Raw genomic sequence first — 14,849 nt, forward strand, 5'->3', positions numbered from 1 at the left:
GCATAAGATTGGGGATGCGGGAGGAAATGATGCGACAGAAGCCTCATCCTGAGGGAATTGCGCAGCAATTCGTCTCGAAGGACGAGGCGTTTCCAGCGAGCGCTCGATCCGCCGCCCTCGTCCTTCGAGACGCCCGCTTCGCGGGCCCTCAGGATGAGGACGCCTGATCGAGCTTGGACCTCAAGCCACCGTGCTCAGGAAGCCCTCGCGGATGGCGTTCTCGTTGAGGTTCCGGCCGATGAACACCACCTTCGAGTCGCGCTTCTCGCCGGGCTTCCAATCGCCCTGCACGTCGCCGTCGAGGATCATGTGGACGCCCTGGAACACGAAGCGCTTGGGCTCATTCGGGAAGGCCACGATGCCCTTGCAGCGCAGGATGTTCGGGCCCTCGACCTGGGTCAGGTTGGAGATCCATGGCATGAACTTCTCCGGGTCGACCTCGCCATCCACCTTCACGGAGACCGACTGCATCTCCTCGTCGTGATGATGGTGCGCGTCCTCCAGAAAGTTCGGCTCGATCTCGATGATGCGGTCGAGGTCGAAGGCGTTGCGGTCGAGCACGTCGGAGATCGGCAGGGCGCAATTCTGCGTCCTGTGGAGCTTGGCATAGGGGTTGATGGCGCGGATGCGGGCCTCGACCTCCTCCAGCTCTTTTTCGCTTACGAGATCGATCTTGTTGAGGATGATGACGTCCGCGAAGGCGATCTGGTTCTTGGCCTCGGGGGCATCCTTCAGGCGGTCGGAGAGCCACTTGGCGTCGGCCACCGTCACCACGGCGTCGAGGCGGGCGGCGTCGGACACGTCCTGGTCCATGAAGAAGGTCTGGGCCACGGGGGCCGGATCAGCGAGGCCGGTGGTCTCCACGATCACGGCGTCGAACTTGCCCTTGCGCTTCATGAGGCCGTCGAGGATGCGGATCAGGTCGCCGCGCACGGTGCAGCAGATGCAGCCGTTGTTCATCTCGAACACTTCCTCGTCGGCGCCGACCACGAGCTCGTTGTCGATGCCGATCTCACCGAACTCGTTCACGATCACGGCGTAGCGCTTGCCGTGCTCTTCCGTGAGGATGCGGTTGAGAAGCGTGGTCTTTCCGGCGCCGAGATAGCCGGTGAGGACGGTGACGGGGATCTTGTCGGACATGGGACGATTCCGGGTCTTGCCCTCCCGTTGGGGGAGGGCCGGGGCGCGACAGCGCTCCGGGGTGGTTGAAGATGCTTGCAGCCTCTACCGAAGGAAGGATTGTCGAAAGGGGCGCGGCTTCCTCCCTTCCCCCTTGTGGGGAAGGGCTGGGGATGGGGGTGTGAGCGCCCACGTCTGAAATCTTAGCACCCACACCCCCACCTCCAACTCCTCCCCACAAGGGGGAGGAGAGTAGGTTGCGCCTGTCATCGTCGCTCCGGCAACACTCCTTTAGGGAGGGTGAATTGGGTTCAGCTCGACAGGGCCGTGCTGAAGGCCTTTATATTGTGCCTCATCAGGTCAATGTAAGTCCCCGCCGGGCCCGAGGCGTCCGAGAGGGCGTCCGAAAAGACCGGCTCGCCGATCCGGGCGCCCGTCTCCTTGGCGACACGTTCCATGAGGCGCGGGTCGGAGATGTTCTCCACGAAGATCGCGGAAATCCGGTCCTTTTTGATCTGCCGGATGATGGTGGCGACGTCCTTGGCGGAGGCCTCCGATTCGGTGGAGACGCCCTGGGGCGACACGAAATCGATGCCGTAGGCCGCCTCGAAATACCGGAAGGCGTCGTGGGACGTGATGATCCGGCGCTTGTCGGCGGGAATGCGGCTCACCAGGGCCTTGATGTCGGCATCCAGGGCGTCGAGCTGCGCGACGTAGGCGGCGGCGTTGGCCTCGTAGGCGGCCTTGCCGGCCTCGTCGGCGCGGATCAGGGCATCGCGCACGTTCAGGGCGTAGATCCTGGCGTTGGCGACGTTCTGCCAGGCATGGGGGTCGAGGGCGCCGTGGTCATGTGCATGGTCGTGACCCTGGCCGTGATCGTCGTCCCCGTCCAGGGCCTTGACGCCCCCTGCGGCCTCGACGACCGGCGCTTTCGTGCCGGAGGACCGGATGAGGCGGGCGATCCAGCCCTCGAACTTCAAGCCGTTGGTGAACACCACCTTGGCCTCGGTGAGGCTCTTCGCGTCGGCCGGAGTGGGCGAATAGACGTGCGCGTCGCCGTTCGGGCCCACGAGGGTCTTCACCTCGATCCGGTCGCCGCCGACATTTTTGACGATGTCGCCCAGGATCGAGAAGGTGGCCACCACCTTCAGCTTTTCGGGCGCTTGGGCCAGGGCGGGCAGCGCGGTCCCGGCCAAGGCCAGGGCTCCGGCCAGCAGGGTCAGGGCGGATCGCTTCGTCAGCATGGCGGGTCCTTCCAGATTGAAATCAGGCTTCCAAGTGTCTGCGGGGCAGGGCGAGCCACAGCAGGCCGCCCTCGCGGCCGAATACGAGGGACAGGATGTAAATCCCGCCCGCCACCAGGATGATGGCCGGTCCGGCGGGCAGTTCGGCATGGAACGACAGCAGCAGCCCGCCGAAGCCCGACAAGATGCCGATGGCGACCGAGACCGCCATCATGAGGGTGATGTCGGCGGTCCAGAACCGGGAGGCGGCGGCGGGCAGCATCATGATTCCCACCGCCAGGAGCGTGCCGAGCGCGTGAAACCCGCCGACGAGATTGATCACCACGAGGCCCAGGAAGGCCAGGTGCGTGACGACCCCGGTGCGGCTCACGGACCGCAGGAAGGTCGGGTCGACGCATTCGAGCACCAGGGGCCGGTAGAGCACGGCGAGCGTCAGCAGCGTCAGGGTCGAGATGGTGGCCAGCAGCAGGAGCGTGTTGTCGTCGAGCGCCAGCACGGTGCCGAAGAGCACGTGCAGGAGGTCCACGTTCGAGCCGCGCAGGGACACGATGGTGACGCCGAGCGCCAGGGACAGGAGGTAAAAGGCCGCCAGCGACGCGTCCTCCTTGAGGGCCGTGAACCGGGACACGAGGCCGGCCGCCACCGCCACGACGACGCCCGCCACGAGCCCCCCGAAGGTCATGGCCGGCAGGGACAGTCCCGCGAGCAGATACCCGAAGGCGGCGCCGGGCAGGATCGCGTGGGCCATGGCGTCGCCCGTCAGGCTCATGCGCCGCAGCATCAGGAACACGCCCACCGGCCCGCCCCCGAGGGCGATGGCGACCGTGCCCACCAAGGCGCGCTGCATGAAGGCGAATTCGGAAAACGGGCCGATCCAGACATCGAACATGTTCAGGCCTCGCCCAAGGGCGCATCGAGGGACGGGATGAGAGTTATTGTTAAGCCGCGTGCCGGTGGCAGGGCGCGGCGTGCGGATCGTGCGCCTCCACCATGCGGCGGGCCTTGAGCAGGTTCTCGGCGCTCAGCACCGCGCCGGTCTCGCCCCAGGCCACGGGCTCGCGGGCGATCAGCAAGGTCTCCGGGAACACCCGGCGCACCGTGTCGAGGTCGTGGAGCACCGCCACGACGGTCCGCTTTTCCGTGTGCCAGCGGGTCACGAGGTCGAGCAGGTCGGCGGTGGTCTTGGCGTCGATGGCCGTGAACGGCTCGTCCAACAGGATCAATTCGGCGTCCTGGAGCAGCAGCCGCGCGAAGAGAGCGCGCTGCATCTGGCCGCCCGAGAGAGTGGAGATCGGGCGCCGCTCGAACCCGGTCAGGCCCACGGCCGCCAGCGCCTCCTCGATCCGGCCCCGATCCTTGCGGCCGATGCCTCCGAAGGACCCGGCGCGGGACCACAGGCCCATGGCCACGAGATCGTAGACGGAGAGCGGAAACGACCTGTCGAGTTCCGCCGCCTGGGGCAGATACGCCACGCGCGAGGGGGCGGTCGCGTCCAGGTGAATCTGGCCGCTCAAGGGCGACAGGGTGCCGACGATGCCCTTCAGCAGCGTCGACTTTCCGGCCCCATTGGGGCCGACGATGGCGGTCAGGCTGCCAGACGCGATCGCGCCGTCCAGGTGATGGATGGCGGGCCGCCGGTCGTAGCCCAGGGTCACTTCGTCGAAACGGATCGCGGATTTGGTCATCGGGTCAACCCAGAACCAGCAGGACCAGCACCCACAGGGCGCCCAGAAGAACGCTCGCGCCCGCCAACCGCTCCCAGGCCGACAGGCGCAGGAGCGAGAAGGTCGGAGCTGCCGCGACCGCGTGGGTCCGGTGAGGGTGGTGACCGCCATGCATAGGGGTTTAGTATAATATACGCAGACAGAAGGCCAGCGGAATCTGCGTATATTGTACGTTTTTGTGCGAAAGGAGCTGGTAGCCCGCGCCACCGGAGCCTCATCCTGAGGGAATTGCGAAGCAATTCGTCTCGAAGGACGAGGCGTTTCCAGTGATCTCTGGATCCTCCTTCGAGACGCCGCTGAAGCGGCTCCTCAGGATGAGGTCTTCGAGATCTAAGATAGGACAATCAGGCCGTCGGATGGTACTGATACAGCCAGGTTTCGCTCAGGACTTCGTCGGCATTGCGCAGGTAGCAGCGGACCTCCACGGGCTCGGTGCCCGTGACGGTCAGGTCGAACTGCGTGCGCCAGTGGCCCGGCACGTCGTCCGGCACAGCCTCGGTCAGGATGTTGGAGAACTCGCCACGGGAGGCGGTGAGCACAGGCCGGGGAATGACGCCCGCCGGGAGCTTGGTCAGGGGCTGGCCCAAAAATTCCACCATGAACTTGCGCACGCCCTTGGGACGGGCCGTGCCCGCTTGCCCGCCGTTGCCGAAGCGGGTGGCGACCACGCGGGCGAGGGGCGTCGGATAGGGCTCCTCCGCCACCCAATGCAGGCGATAGTTGAAGTCGAGCGCCTGACCGGCCCGGGCGGGCTCGGCGGGCACCCACATGGCCACGATGTTGTCGTGGATCTCGTCGTCGGTGGGGATTTCCACGAGCTGGATCGTGCCCCGGGCCCAGCCGGCCTTGGGCTCGATCCAAAGCGAGGGACGCCGGTCATAATAGACGCCGTCCAAATAATGGTCGAAGTTCCGGTCCCGCTGCAGCAGCCCGAAGCCTTTCGGGTTGTCGTCCGAGAAGGCCGACGTGATGATGCGGGGCGGGTTGTTGAGGGGGCGCCAGATGCGCTCGCCGCTGCCGGTCCACATGGCGAGGCCGTCGGAATCGTGGATCTCGGGCCGCCAGTCGATGGCGGTCGACTTCGACTTTTCGGAGTACCAGTACATGGAGGTGAGCGGCGCGATCCCCAGGCGCTCGATATCCCCCCGCAGGTAAACGGTGCTCTCGATGTCCATGAGCACGGCATCGGTGCGCCTCATGGTGAAGCGGTACGCGCCGGCAACGCTCGGACCGTCGAGCAGGGCGCACAGCACTACCGTGTCGGATCCCGCCGCCGGGGTCTCGAAATAGACCTCGCGGAAGTCCGGAAATTCTTCGGGCTTGTTGAACACCGCCACGTTCACGGCGAGGCCCCGGGCCGAGAGGCCGTATTGGTAGAGTTGGCCGATGGCCCGGAAATAGGATGCGCCCAGGAACGCCACCCAGTCGTTCTTGCGCCAGTCGAGCTTGCCGCTCCTCGGCTCTTGGAACCGGAAGCCCGCGAAGCCTGAATTGTCGGGCAGCTCCCGGCCGGGCGAGTCCGCCGGCATGTCGAAATAGGCCGCCTCGTACAGGATCTCCTTGGCCTGGCCCTTCTCGACCACGAACATGTGAACCGGCTTCTGGAAGTAGCGGCCCATGTGGAAGAACGTGACCGGGAACTCGCTCGGGCCGTTCGCCCAGAGCGCCAGATCGGTCTTGAACCGGATCTTGCCGTGCGCGTCGTAGTCGATCCGGTTCAGAACCTCCGGCGAGGGCGCCTGTGGGGGCACGTAGGCCGTCTTGGCCATGGCCTGCGCCCGCGCTTTCAGCTCCACGAAGGAAAACGGCGCGGGCGCGCCGTAGCGCAGGCCCTGCTGGGCCATGGCCTCGCTCGAGAAGCCCGTGGCGGCGAGGCCTGCCGTGGCGGTGGCGAACTGGAGAAACTGGCGGCGATCGAACATGAGAGGAGCACTTCAACCGGGAATGAGGTCACCCTACCAAGGTGGCAGGAATAGGACCCTCTTAACGCCTTGAGAAATTGTCGTCAGCAGCCAAAGTAGGTTTCAGGCCACGATACAATGAATAACAGTTGACAGGGAGTTGACCATGCATCCGACTTTCAAGCGGCGCCTCGCCGGGGCCGTCGCGGCCCTCGGCCTCGTGAGCGCGAGCCTGCCCGCCCAGGCCCAGGACTTCATCAACATCCTCACGGGCGGCACCTCCGGCGTCTATTACCCGCTGGGTGTGGCGCTCTCCAAGGTCTATACCGACAAGATCAAGGGCAGCCGGCCCTCGGTCCAGGCCACCAAGGCCTCGGTGGAAAACCTGACGCTCCTGCAGCAGGCCAAGGGCGAGATCGGCTTCACCCTGGGCGACAGCCTCGCGCTCGGCTGGGCCGGCGACGAGGAGGCGGGCTTCAAGGGCAAGCTCGACAAGCTGCGCGGCATCACGGCGATCTACCCGAACTATATCCAGATCGTGGCGTCCAAGGAATCCGGTATCAAGACCCTCGCGGACCTGAAGGGCAAGCGCCTCTCGGTGGGCGCGCCCAAATCCGGCACGGAGCTGAACGCCCGGGCGATCCTCCAGGGCGCGGGCCTGTCCTACAAGGACCTCGGCAAGGTCGAGTACCTGGCCTTCGGCGAGTCGGTGGAGCTCATGAAGAACCGCCAGCTCGACGCCACCCTGCAATCGGCGGGCCTCGGCGTGTCGTCCATCCGCGACCTCGCCACCTCGGTGCCCATCGTCGTGGTGGAGGTGCCGAAGGACATCGTCGCAAAGATCGGCGCGCCCTATATCGCCACCACGATCCCGGCCAACACCTATGAGGGCCAGGCCCAGCCGGTGCAGGCCGCCGCCGTGGTGAACTACCTCGTGACCCATTCGGGCATGAAGGACGACCAGGTCTACGCCATGACCAAGGCGATCTACGAGAGCCTGCCGGACCTCGCCGCCGCCCACGCGGCCGCCAAGGACATCAAGCTCGACCAGGCGCTTGCGGGCATGCCGGTCCCGGTCCATCCGGGCGCGCAGAAATACTTCGACGAGAAGGGCGTCAAGAAGCCCGGATCCTAATCCATCGGCCAATTGACCGAGGAGCCGGGGCAGATGAACTGCTCCGGCTTTTTTCGTTTTGGGTTTGCAGGAAGTCGAAGGGGAGCGGCCTATGAGCCACGGTGTGACCGGTCAGGGTGCGAACGCATCGGAACTCGCCCAGATGGAGGCCCCGGCCGAGGCCGTGAACCCGGAGCATGGATTGCCGGAAAACTTCGGGGCTGGGCTTCCGGGCAAGGTTCTGTTCTGGATCGCCATCGCGTTCTCGATCTTCCAGATCATCACGTCCTTCGGCATTCCCCTGGATCGCCCGTTTCTCGGCCCCGTGACCCTGACGCATTTCCTGGCCGTCGCGCTCGCGGGCTGGGCCGCATGGATCGTCGTATTGGCTGTCCGCCGCCGGAGCATCGTGGACGGCGTGCTCGGCTGGATCGCGGTCGCGGCGGCCTTCGGGCTCGTGCTGCATTTCGGCGGCAGCATGCCGAGCCAGGTGGTGCGGGCCATGCACGTGGCCTTCCTGTGCCTCGTGTCCGGCGCGATGATCGCCATCCACAGGGCCGGGTCCCCGGCTCTCAGGGCGATCGGCTGGGGCGTGGGGCTCGCGGGCTTCGCGGTCGGGCTCTATCAATGGGCGCTCTACAACGACCTGCTGGTGCGCGCGGGCGAACTCACGTCCGGCGACATGGTCAGCGGCGTCGTGGCGCTGGCGGTCCTGCTCTATCTCGTGTGGCGCGTCATGGGCCCGGCGCTTCCCATCGTGGCGGGGCTGTTCCTGGCCTATTGCGTCTTCGGCCACTGGCTGCCCGCGCCCCTGGACCATCGCGGCTACACCTTCGAGCAGGTGATCGAGCACATGTCCTTCGGCACGGAGGGCATCTACGGGACGCCAGCGCTGGTCTCCGCCACCTACATCTTCCTGTTCATCCTGTTCGGCGCCTTCATGGAGAAGGCGGGCGTCATCGATTTCTTCAACGACATCTCCATGGCGGCCTTCGGCAGCGCGCAGGGCGGGCCCGGCAAGGTCTGCGTCGCGTCCTCCGCCCTCATGGGCACAGTGTCGGGTTCGGGCGTCGCCAACGTGGTGGCGTCGGGCCAGTTCACCATCCCGCTCATGAAGCGCTTCGGCTTCCCGTCCGCCTTCGCGGGCGGCGTGGAGGCGACCTCCTCCATGGGCGGCCAGATCATGCCGCCGGTCATGGGCGCGGTGGCCTTCATCATGGCCGAGACCATCGACGTGCCGTATTCCAAGATCGTGGAGGCCGCGATCATCCCGGCGCTGCTCTACTTCGCGGCGTGCTATCTCGCCGTTCATCTGGAAGCCGGAAAGCGCCACCTGCGCGGCCTGTCGCGGGCTGAACTGCCCAGCGGCTGGGCCGAGATCAAGAAGAAGTGGTTCCTCATCACGCCGCTCGGCGTGCTGGTCTACCTGCTGTTCGCGGGCTACACGCCGCTCTTCGCGGGCGCGGTCGGCCTCGCGCTCACGGTCGCGCTGATCCTCGGCGCCGCCATCGCGGCCGGGATCGCGGTTCCGGCCCTGCGCGTCGCCTTCTGGATCGCGCTCGCGCTGGTCTCCGCCGCCTCGCTGGCCGCAAGCGTCACCCTCGTGCTGGCCGTGGTGGCCGCCCTGTCGATCTGGAACGCCTTCTCGGGCCGGGGGCGCCTGACCCTTCGGGCTTGCGTCGATGCGCTCGCGGACGGCGCCCGCCAGGCGCTGCCCGTGGGCCTGGCCTGCGCGGTGGTGGGCATCGTGATCGGCACCATGACGCTCACGGGGCTCGGCACCATCGTGGGCAACTGGATGATCTCCATCGGCCGGGACAACATGTTCCTGGCCCTGGTGCTCACGATGGTGTTCAGCCTCATCCTCGGCATGGGCATCCCGACGATCCCGAATTACATCATCACGTCGTCGCTGGCCGCGCCGATCCTCCTGAACCTCGACGTGCCGCTCATCGTGTCGCACATGTTCGTGTTCTATTTCGGCATCATGGCGGACCTGACCCCGCCCGTGGCGCTCGCGGCCTTCGCGGCCGCCCCCATGGCGAAGGAATCGGGGCTCAAGATCGGCATCCAGGCCGTGAAGATCGCCCTGCCGGGCTTCGTGGTGCCCTACATGGCCGTGTACGACCCGACCCTTATGCTCCAGCCCGTGCCCGGCCTGGAGGGGGCGGGCTACTGGCTCGCCGTGGCCTATATCGTGGTCAAGGCGTCGCTTGCCATGTGCCTGTGGGGCGTGGCCGCCGTGGGCTATTTCCGGGCGCCTCTCACGTGGTGGGAGCGCCTGTGGGCCGCCGTCGCGGCGGCGTTCCTCGTGGCTGCGATCCCGCTCACCGACGAGATCGGCTTCGCGCTCGGCGCCCTGTTCATCGGATGGCACGTCTGGCGGACGCGCCAGGCTCCGGCCACACCGGCTGTCGCCGGATGATCTGCCTGGCGGCCGGGGCGGTGCTCGTGCCGCTCCTCGGCAACACGCTCACCCTGGCCTGGACGCATTCGGTCGAGAAGATCCTGTGGGAAGAGGATTGGCGCCGCACGCCGCAGGGCCTCGTCATCGACGAGGCGCGGGTGAGGGGATCGGGCGCCGGAATGGAGCCGCCGCCGGAGGCGCGCCTCAAGGATGGCGTGTGGTCATGGAAACCCGGCATTCCGCCCCAGCGCGAGGTCGTGCTGCGCCGCTCGGGGGCGACCGCCGATTGGCGGATCTGCAGGGAGAGGCGCTGCCGTCCCCTGGGCGAGGTGGTTCCGGGCGATGCCGACCCGGTTGTCATGACCGCCTGCGATCAACCCTGAACGGCGCGCGCTCGAAATTTACGCAACGTAAGCTTTCGGTCCGCATGATCGTGCCCTCACACAAACGGGCAAAAGGCCCGGCGACCGGGGGCATCATGGCGGGCAGGCATTCACCGAACATCAACGGGCGGTGCGCCCTTCTGGCGGGCTGCGCCGGTCTTCTCACCCTCGCGGCGACGCCCGCGCTGGCGGCGGAAGAGACCGCGACCCTGCCCCTGCGCCACCATCCCGGCGCCTCGGTGCCCAACGCCGTGACGGCGGCCGTCGGCGGCGGCGATCCGGTGCCTGTCTTGTTCGACACCGGATCGAGCGGACTGCGCATCCTCGAAGGCGCGCTGGGCCCCGACCTGCGCAAGACCGGCGAGCGGACGCAGGCGATTTACGGCGACGGCACCGAGGTCGAGGGCTATGTCGGCTATGCGCGGGTCTCGTTCCCGGAGGCCCAGCCGCCCATCGCCACGTCCGAACCGGTCCGCATCGACGTGATCACCACGATCCGCTGCAAGGACGGGCAGGAGCGCTGCCCCGGCCTGCCTCGGGGCACGATGGGCATCATGGGCACCAAGCTCAACGCCCGCCCGGACGAGGCCTACAGCCCCCTCATGCAGCTGCCCGGCCAGCTCAAATCCGGCTTCATCGTCGACATGGGCGGAGACAGCCCCCGCGTGACGGTCGGACTTCAAGAGCGCGATCTGTCGGGATTCCGGTTCGCGTCGTTGCAGCCCGCTCAGCCGGACGCGGGTGATGACGGCCAGAAGCTCTGGGATACGGGCTCGCTGAACGCATGCTTCTGGGTCGATGGGGCGGAGCAGGCCTGCTCGCCCATCGTGTTCGACACCGGCGGCAGCCGGGACGTTCATTTCAAGGACGACGATGCCGACCCGGCGCTGCTGACGCCCATCATGCATTACCGCCACGGGCCGGTCTTCACCATGAAGGTCGGGGACGTGGTGGATCTGAGCGTCCGGGTCGGGCCCGAGATGGGCGTTCGCGTCAAGGACGAGCGCGAGGCCAATTCGAGCCGGCTGTTCTTCAATTATTACGCCGTCGCCTTCGACGGCCAGGGCGGACGGATCGGCTTCAAGGCCATCGGACGGTGAGGCCTGCCTTTAGCTCCGCTCGGCCAGCGGCTCGACGGACACGCAATGGCGCCAGAGGATCAGCATCAGGTAGGCGGCAAGGACGCTGAACAGGACCATCAGGATGTAGCCCACGGTGGTGCCGAGCTCGAACAGGCCCGCCACGGCCCAGCCGCCGGCGAGCGCCACGCCGAACACCTCGACGCCCACGAGGATCATGATGCTCGCAACCGTGATGACGTTGCGCCAATTGGTGCGGGTGGACTGAGCCAAGACTTCGAACTCCGTTTGCTTGAGCATCAGACCCGAAAGTGGCATCCACCTCCGGGGCCCCTCTGATGCAATCTCTGACGCGGCGCATCGTTCGAGGCGGAAAACCGGGTCCCTTTTTCCGCACGATGCGCCAGGAACTACCCTAAAGGCCGGCCGGGGCGCAAGTTCCGCCCGCGTCACACTTGGTTGAAACCATGCCCGAAACCCCTGTCTTCTCCCATGCGGCGGTCGCCGCTCCCCACCACGCGGCCGCCCAGGCCGGCCAGGTCGTCCTCGCGGCGGGCGGCAACGCCGTCGAGGCGATGGTGGCCATGGCGGCGACCATCGCGGTGGTCTACCCCCATATGAACGGCCTCGGCGGCGATGGATTCTGGCTGGTGCGGGAGCCGAGCGGCCGGGTCCATGCCCTCGATGCCTCGGGCCCGGCGGGCGCCCTCGCGACGATCCGGCGCTACCGGCACAAGGGCTACGACGCCATCCCGCCCCGCGGCCCGGACGCGGCTTTGACCGTGGCGGGAGCGGTTGGCGGCTGGCGGCTCGCCCTCGAATTGTCGGGGGCGCTTGGCGGCTCGCTGCCCCTGGATCTGCTCCTGGGGGAGGCGCTCCGGCTCGCCCGAGAGGGCTATCCGGTGTCGGAGTCCGAGGCCCGTTTCAAGACCAGCGGCGAGGCCGACCTCTATGCCGTGGCAGGCTTCGCCGAGGCTTTCCTGGTCGACGGCAAGCGAGCGCCGGCCGGCACCTTGCGCCGGGAGCCCGCGCTCGCAGCCACCCTGGAGCAACTCGCTCATGCGGGCCTGCGCGACTTCTACCGGGGCGACGTCGGCCGGGAGGTCGCCGCCGACCTGGAGCGGATCGGCGCTCCCGTCACCCGGCGGGACATCGAGCGCTACGAGGCCAGGGTGGTGAGGCCCTTGAGCCTCCGCCTGGGGGACGCCACGGTCTACAACCTGCCGGCGCCCACGCAGGGGCTCACGTCCCTGATCATGCTGGGCCTGTTCGAGCGCCTGGATGTGGCGCGGGCGGAGAGTCCGGCCCACCACCATGCGCTCATCGAGGCTTTCAAGCGGGCCGCCGCGATCCGCGAGCGTCTTCCCTCGGACCCATCGGTCCCCGGTTCCGGCGGGGAAGCCTGGCTGGGCTCCAGCGCCCTGGACCGGGAGGCCGCCCTCATCGATGCCCGGCGGGCCGCCACCGCGCCGCTGCGATATTCCACCGACGGCGACACCGTCTGGATGGGGGCCATCGACGGGAACGGTCTCGCCGTTTCCTACATCCAATCGGTGTTCTGGGCCTTCGGCAGCGGCTGCGTCCTGCCCGCCACGGGGCTTCTCTGGCACAACCGGGGCTGCGCCTTCTCCCTCGATCCGGACAGCCCCAATGCGCTTGCGCCCGGCCGCAAGCCCTTCCACAGCCTCAACCCGGCGCTGGCCGCCTTCGCGGATGGGCGCGTCCTGTCCTACGGCACCATGGGCGGGGAGCCGCAGCCGCAGATCTTGGGCCAGATCCTCACCCGCTACCGATTCGGCATGGGGCTCGCGGAGGCCGTGGACGCGCCGCGCTGGATCCTGGGCCGGAACTGGGGCGAGCCGGAGGGGCGCCTTCGCCTGGAGGATCGCTTCGACGGGGGCGTGATCCGGGGTCTCGCGAGCCTCGGCCATCCGGTGGAGGAGACCGGGGAGGCCTATTCGGACAATTTCGGCCATGCGGGCATGCTCGTGAAGCACCCCCGCAACGGCCGCGTGGAGGCCACGCACGATCCGCGTTCGGACGGCGGCGCGCTCGGGCTTTAGGCGCCGCCCGTCCAGACGCCCAGGAGCAGGCTCACGCCCAGCACCAGCACAAAGGCGGCCGCCAGGAGCTCGATCCCGGCCATGGCGAGCGCGCCCGCGGCGCCGCGCCCGCCCGCCACCCTCAAGGCCAGCGTCTTGGCGAAGACCGCGACCGCCGCGATGGCGCCCGTGGTGAGGGCGGTGCCCAGCGCCATGGCGAAGGTGGCCGCGATCCCGGCCGCGAACACGCCCTGCGACAGGGAAAAGACCAGCACGATCAGGGCGCCTGCGCAGGGCCGGATCCCGGCCGCGAGCGCGACGCCGGCCATCTCGCGCCAGCGGCTCTTGCCCTCGAAGGCCTCCGGGGTCGGCATGTGGGCGTGGTCGCAGCCCTCGCTCGCCGGGGCGGCGAGCGGGTCGCGGGCCAGCGCCGCCACGCCCAGAACCTTTCCGGCCTTGCGCCAGGTGATGAGCAGGCCGAGCGCCGCCACGAGAGCGAAGCTGACGAGCTCGACCTGGGCCGCCAGGGCGTTCATGGTGGCGGCGGTCGCCCGCAGCAGGAAGGCCACCACGGCCACGAGGCCCACCGCCACAAGGGCCTGGACGAGGGCGGCCGCGAGGCTCAAGGCGAAGCCCTTGCGCAGGGCCTTCTCGTCGGCAATGAGGTAGCCCGAGATCACGGCCTTGCCGTGCCCTGGGCCCGCGGCATGGAATACCCCGTAGGCGAAGCCGATGCCCATCAGCGACCAGAACGCCGCCCCGTTCTCCTTCATCTCCCGCACCGCGCCCTGGAGGGAGCGGTAGAAGCCCGATTGAACCGACAGGATATAGGCCCCGAGACTGCCCGAGGGGGCGGCCTCCCGGAGCCCCATGTTGAAGGGGTTCTTCACGGGCGGGGGGGCGGGCGGGGCCAGCCACCCGACGAGGAGCGTGGCCGCAAGCGCCACCAAGGCGACCGCACCCGCCGCCAGGGCAAGGCGCGCCCATGCGCCGCCGCCGGACACCGGGAGCCCAAGAGGGCGGGCCGTCACGGACATGTGACGATGGCCTTGTTCGAGTATTGCTCGCCCGAGGGGATCGGGAAGGTGTTGTCCGCCATGGCCTGCTGCTGGGACATGTCGAGGCCCACCGCCTTCGCCACCGTCAGCGAGCAGCCCGCGGGAGCGCTTGCCAGCTTCACGGCGTCCTTGTTGGGCGACATCTCGAAATAAACGAAGAAGGTCGGGTCCGTGACCTCGACGGCGAAGATGCTGGAGGCCGGAACGGGCTTGGCCAGGGGCAGGAAGAAGCTCAGCACCACCCGCTCGTTCTCGTAGGCCATGGCGGGATCCCGCGGCGTCCCGAAGGCCTGCTTCCGGCCGTTCACCTTCACGAAGGTGAAATAGTCGAAATCGACCAGGGACTCGGTGTTCTCCTTGGCCAGGTCGAGCAACTCGTCGGGGGTCAGCTTGCCGTCCGCGTTCTTGTCCAAGCCCTGCGTCACGTAGGACGAGTAGGCCTCGTCGAACGACCAGAAGTGGCGAACGCCCGTGATCGTCCCCTCGGGCGAGAACACCACCTCGGATCGGGCCGTCACGAACACATGGGGGTGCGCCCAGGCCGGGACCGCGAAGGCGGCCAGCAGGAGACCTGCCAAAAGGACGAGAAAACGTGAAGGACCGAGGCGACGATTCATGCGTTGATCTTATGGCGACGCTTGAGCGAGATGTCATGTGAAACCACATGAACCGGATGGGCGAGCCTTGGCCCGCAAAGGCGGCGAAAGGGAGGCGCGGCGCCGATGCGACCAAGGTCCAGTGCGGTCCCTACTTGATTGACGTTCTAAACTAGATATGT

The 14,849-nt window shown here is 67.6% G+C and carries 14 protein-coding genes; 5 read left to right on the plus strand and 9 right to left on the minus strand.

Features of this window, described 5'->3' with window-relative positions; all coding sequences use genetic code 11:
- Nucleotides 1–180: 180 nt before the first annotated feature.
- The 6 genes from ILT42_RS12895 to ILT42_RS12920 all read right to left on the minus strand — a co-directional run bounded on the left by ILT42_RS12895 (nt 181) and on the right by ILT42_RS12920 (nt 6,009).
- Nucleotides 181–1,140 carry a CobW family GTP-binding protein gene (locus tag ILT42_RS12895; protein WP_204216018.1) on the minus strand — a complete coding sequence of 320 codons (960 nt, stop codon included), beginning with the start codon at nt 1,138–1,140 and terminating at the stop codon, nt 181–183.
- Between the two features lie 290 nt (nt 1,141–1,430).
- The gene (locus ILT42_RS12900; protein WP_204216019.1) at nt 1,431–2,363 is read right to left on the minus strand and encodes a metal ABC transporter substrate-binding protein; all 933 of its coding nucleotides are present in this window, start codon (nt 2,361–2,363) and stop codon (nt 1,431–1,433) included.
- Nucleotides 2,364–2,385: 22 nt separating this feature from the next.
- Nucleotides 2,386–3,252, minus strand: a complete 867-nt coding sequence (locus ILT42_RS12905; protein WP_204216020.1) for a metal ABC transporter permease — start codon at nt 3,250–3,252, stop codon at nt 2,386–2,388.
- 49 nt (nt 3,253–3,301) lie between these two features.
- Nucleotides 3,302–4,048 (minus strand): zinc ABC transporter ATP-binding protein AztA, encoded by a 747-nt coding sequence (gene aztA / locus ILT42_RS12910; RefSeq protein ID WP_204216021.1) that lies wholly within the window; start codon nt 4,046–4,048, stop codon nt 3,302–3,304.
- Between the two features lie 4 nt (nt 4,049–4,052).
- Nucleotides 4,053–4,202 (minus strand): hypothetical protein, encoded by a 150-nt coding sequence (locus ILT42_RS12915; RefSeq protein WP_204216022.1) that lies wholly within the window; start codon nt 4,200–4,202, stop codon nt 4,053–4,055.
- Between the two features lie 229 nt (nt 4,203–4,431).
- The gene (locus ILT42_RS12920; RefSeq protein WP_204216218.1) at nt 4,432–6,009 is read right to left on the minus strand and encodes a glucan biosynthesis protein; all 1,578 of its coding nucleotides are present in this window, start codon (nt 6,007–6,009) and stop codon (nt 4,432–4,434) included.
- Nucleotides 6,010–6,154: 145 nt separating this feature from the next.
- On the opposite strand from ILT42_RS12920, the gene ILT42_RS12925 reads away from it, so the two are divergent.
- The 4 genes from ILT42_RS12925 to ILT42_RS12940 all read left to right on the plus strand — a co-directional run bounded on the left by ILT42_RS12925 (nt 6,155) and on the right by ILT42_RS12940 (nt 10,992).
- The gene (locus ILT42_RS12925; RefSeq protein WP_204216023.1) at nt 6,155–7,123 is read left to right on the plus strand and encodes a TAXI family TRAP transporter solute-binding subunit; all 969 of its coding nucleotides are present in this window, start codon (nt 6,155–6,157) and stop codon (nt 7,121–7,123) included.
- 91 nt (nt 7,124–7,214) lie between these two features.
- Nucleotides 7,215–9,527 carry a TRAP transporter permease gene (locus tag ILT42_RS12930; RefSeq protein WP_204216024.1) on the plus strand — a complete coding sequence of 771 codons (2,313 nt, stop codon included), beginning with the start codon at nt 7,215–7,217 and terminating at the stop codon, nt 9,525–9,527.
- Complete coding sequence (locus tag ILT42_RS12935) at nt 9,473–9,892, plus strand: DUF1850 domain-containing protein (protein ID WP_204216025.1); 420 nt, start codon at nt 9,473–9,475, stop codon at nt 9,890–9,892. Before ILT42_RS12930 ends, ILT42_RS12935 begins: the two co-directional genes overlap by 55 nt.
- Before the next feature lie 95 nt (nt 9,893–9,987).
- Nucleotides 9,988–10,992: a hypothetical protein gene (locus tag ILT42_RS12940; RefSeq protein WP_204216026.1), complete on the plus strand. Its 1,005-nt coding sequence runs from the start codon at nt 9,988–9,990 to the stop codon at nt 10,990–10,992.
- Nucleotides 10,993–11,001: 9 nt separating this feature from the next.
- Here ILT42_RS12940 and ILT42_RS12945 read toward each other — a convergent pair whose 3' ends face one another.
- The gene (locus tag ILT42_RS12945; protein WP_204216027.1) at nt 11,002–11,289 is read right to left on the minus strand and encodes a hypothetical protein; all 288 of its coding nucleotides are present in this window, start codon (nt 11,287–11,289) and stop codon (nt 11,002–11,004) included.
- A gap of 149 nt (nt 11,290–11,438) precedes the next feature.
- On the opposite strand from ILT42_RS12945, the gene ILT42_RS12950 reads away from it, so the two are divergent.
- Nucleotides 11,439–13,034 (plus strand): gamma-glutamyltransferase family protein, encoded by a 1,596-nt coding sequence (locus ILT42_RS12950; protein WP_204216028.1) that lies wholly within the window; start codon nt 11,439–11,441, stop codon nt 13,032–13,034.
- On the opposite strand, the gene ILT42_RS12955 is transcribed toward ILT42_RS12950, so the two are convergent.
- Together ILT42_RS12955 and ILT42_RS12960 are read right to left on the minus strand one after the other, a co-directional pair.
- Complete coding sequence (locus ILT42_RS12955) at nt 13,031–14,050, minus strand: nickel/cobalt transporter (RefSeq protein WP_204216029.1); 1,020 nt, start codon at nt 14,048–14,050, stop codon at nt 13,031–13,033. The genes ILT42_RS12950 and ILT42_RS12955 overlap by 4 nt on opposite strands.
- Nucleotides 14,041–14,688, minus strand: a complete 648-nt coding sequence (locus tag ILT42_RS12960) for a DUF1007 family protein (RefSeq protein WP_204216030.1) — start codon at nt 14,686–14,688, stop codon at nt 14,041–14,043. Before ILT42_RS12960 ends, ILT42_RS12955 begins: the two co-directional genes overlap by 10 nt.
- Nucleotides 14,689–14,849 lie beyond the last annotated feature (161 nt).

Source organism: Microvirga pudoricolor (genome assembly GCF_016892705.1).
In the GTDB taxonomy this organism is placed as follows: Bacteria; Pseudomonadota; Alphaproteobacteria; order Rhizobiales; family Beijerinckiaceae; genus Microvirga; species Microvirga pudoricolor.

Bases quoted from the DNA above. Each gene is read 5' to 3' on its own strand.
- ILT42_RS12895 (WP_204216018.1), bottom strand. From the start codon at position 1,140: ATGTCCGACAAGATCCCCGTCACCGTCCTCACCGGCTATCTCGGCGCC.
- ILT42_RS12900 (WP_204216019.1), bottom strand. From the start codon at position 2,363: ATGCTGACGAAGCGATCCGCCCTGACCCTGCTGGCCGGAGCCCTGGCC.
- ILT42_RS12905 (WP_204216020.1), bottom strand. From the start codon at position 3,252: ATGTTCGATGTCTGGATCGGCCCGTTTTCCGAATTCGCCTTCATGCAG.
- aztA (WP_204216021.1), bottom strand. From the start codon at position 4,048: ATGACCAAATCCGCGATCCGTTTCGACGAAGTGACCCTGGGCTACGAC.
- ILT42_RS12915 (WP_204216022.1), bottom strand. From the start codon at position 4,202: ATGCATGGCGGTCACCACCCTCACCGGACCCACGCGGTCGCGGCAGCT.
- ILT42_RS12920 (WP_204216218.1), bottom strand. From the start codon at position 6,009: ATGTTCGATCGCCGCCAGTTTCTCCAGTTCGCCACCGCCACGGCAGGC.
- ILT42_RS12925 (WP_204216023.1), top strand. From the start codon at position 6,155: ATGCATCCGACTTTCAAGCGGCGCCTCGCCGGGGCCGTCGCGGCCCTC.
- ILT42_RS12930 (WP_204216024.1), top strand. From the start codon at position 7,215: ATGAGCCACGGTGTGACCGGTCAGGGTGCGAACGCATCGGAACTCGCC.
- ILT42_RS12935 (WP_204216025.1), top strand. From the start codon at position 9,473: ATGGCACGTCTGGCGGACGCGCCAGGCTCCGGCCACACCGGCTGTCGC.
- ILT42_RS12940 (WP_204216026.1), top strand. From the start codon at position 9,988: ATGGCGGGCAGGCATTCACCGAACATCAACGGGCGGTGCGCCCTTCTG.
- ILT42_RS12945 (WP_204216027.1), bottom strand. From the start codon at position 11,289: ATGCCACTTTCGGGTCTGATGCTCAAGCAAACGGAGTTCGAAGTCTTG.
- ILT42_RS12950 (WP_204216028.1), top strand. From the start codon at position 11,439: ATGCCCGAAACCCCTGTCTTCTCCCATGCGGCGGTCGCCGCTCCCCAC.
- ILT42_RS12955 (WP_204216029.1), bottom strand. From the start codon at position 14,050: ATGTCCGTGACGGCCCGCCCTCTTGGGCTCCCGGTGTCCGGCGGCGGC.
- ILT42_RS12960 (WP_204216030.1), bottom strand. From the start codon at position 14,688: ATGAATCGTCGCCTCGGTCCTTCACGTTTTCTCGTCCTTTTGGCAGGT.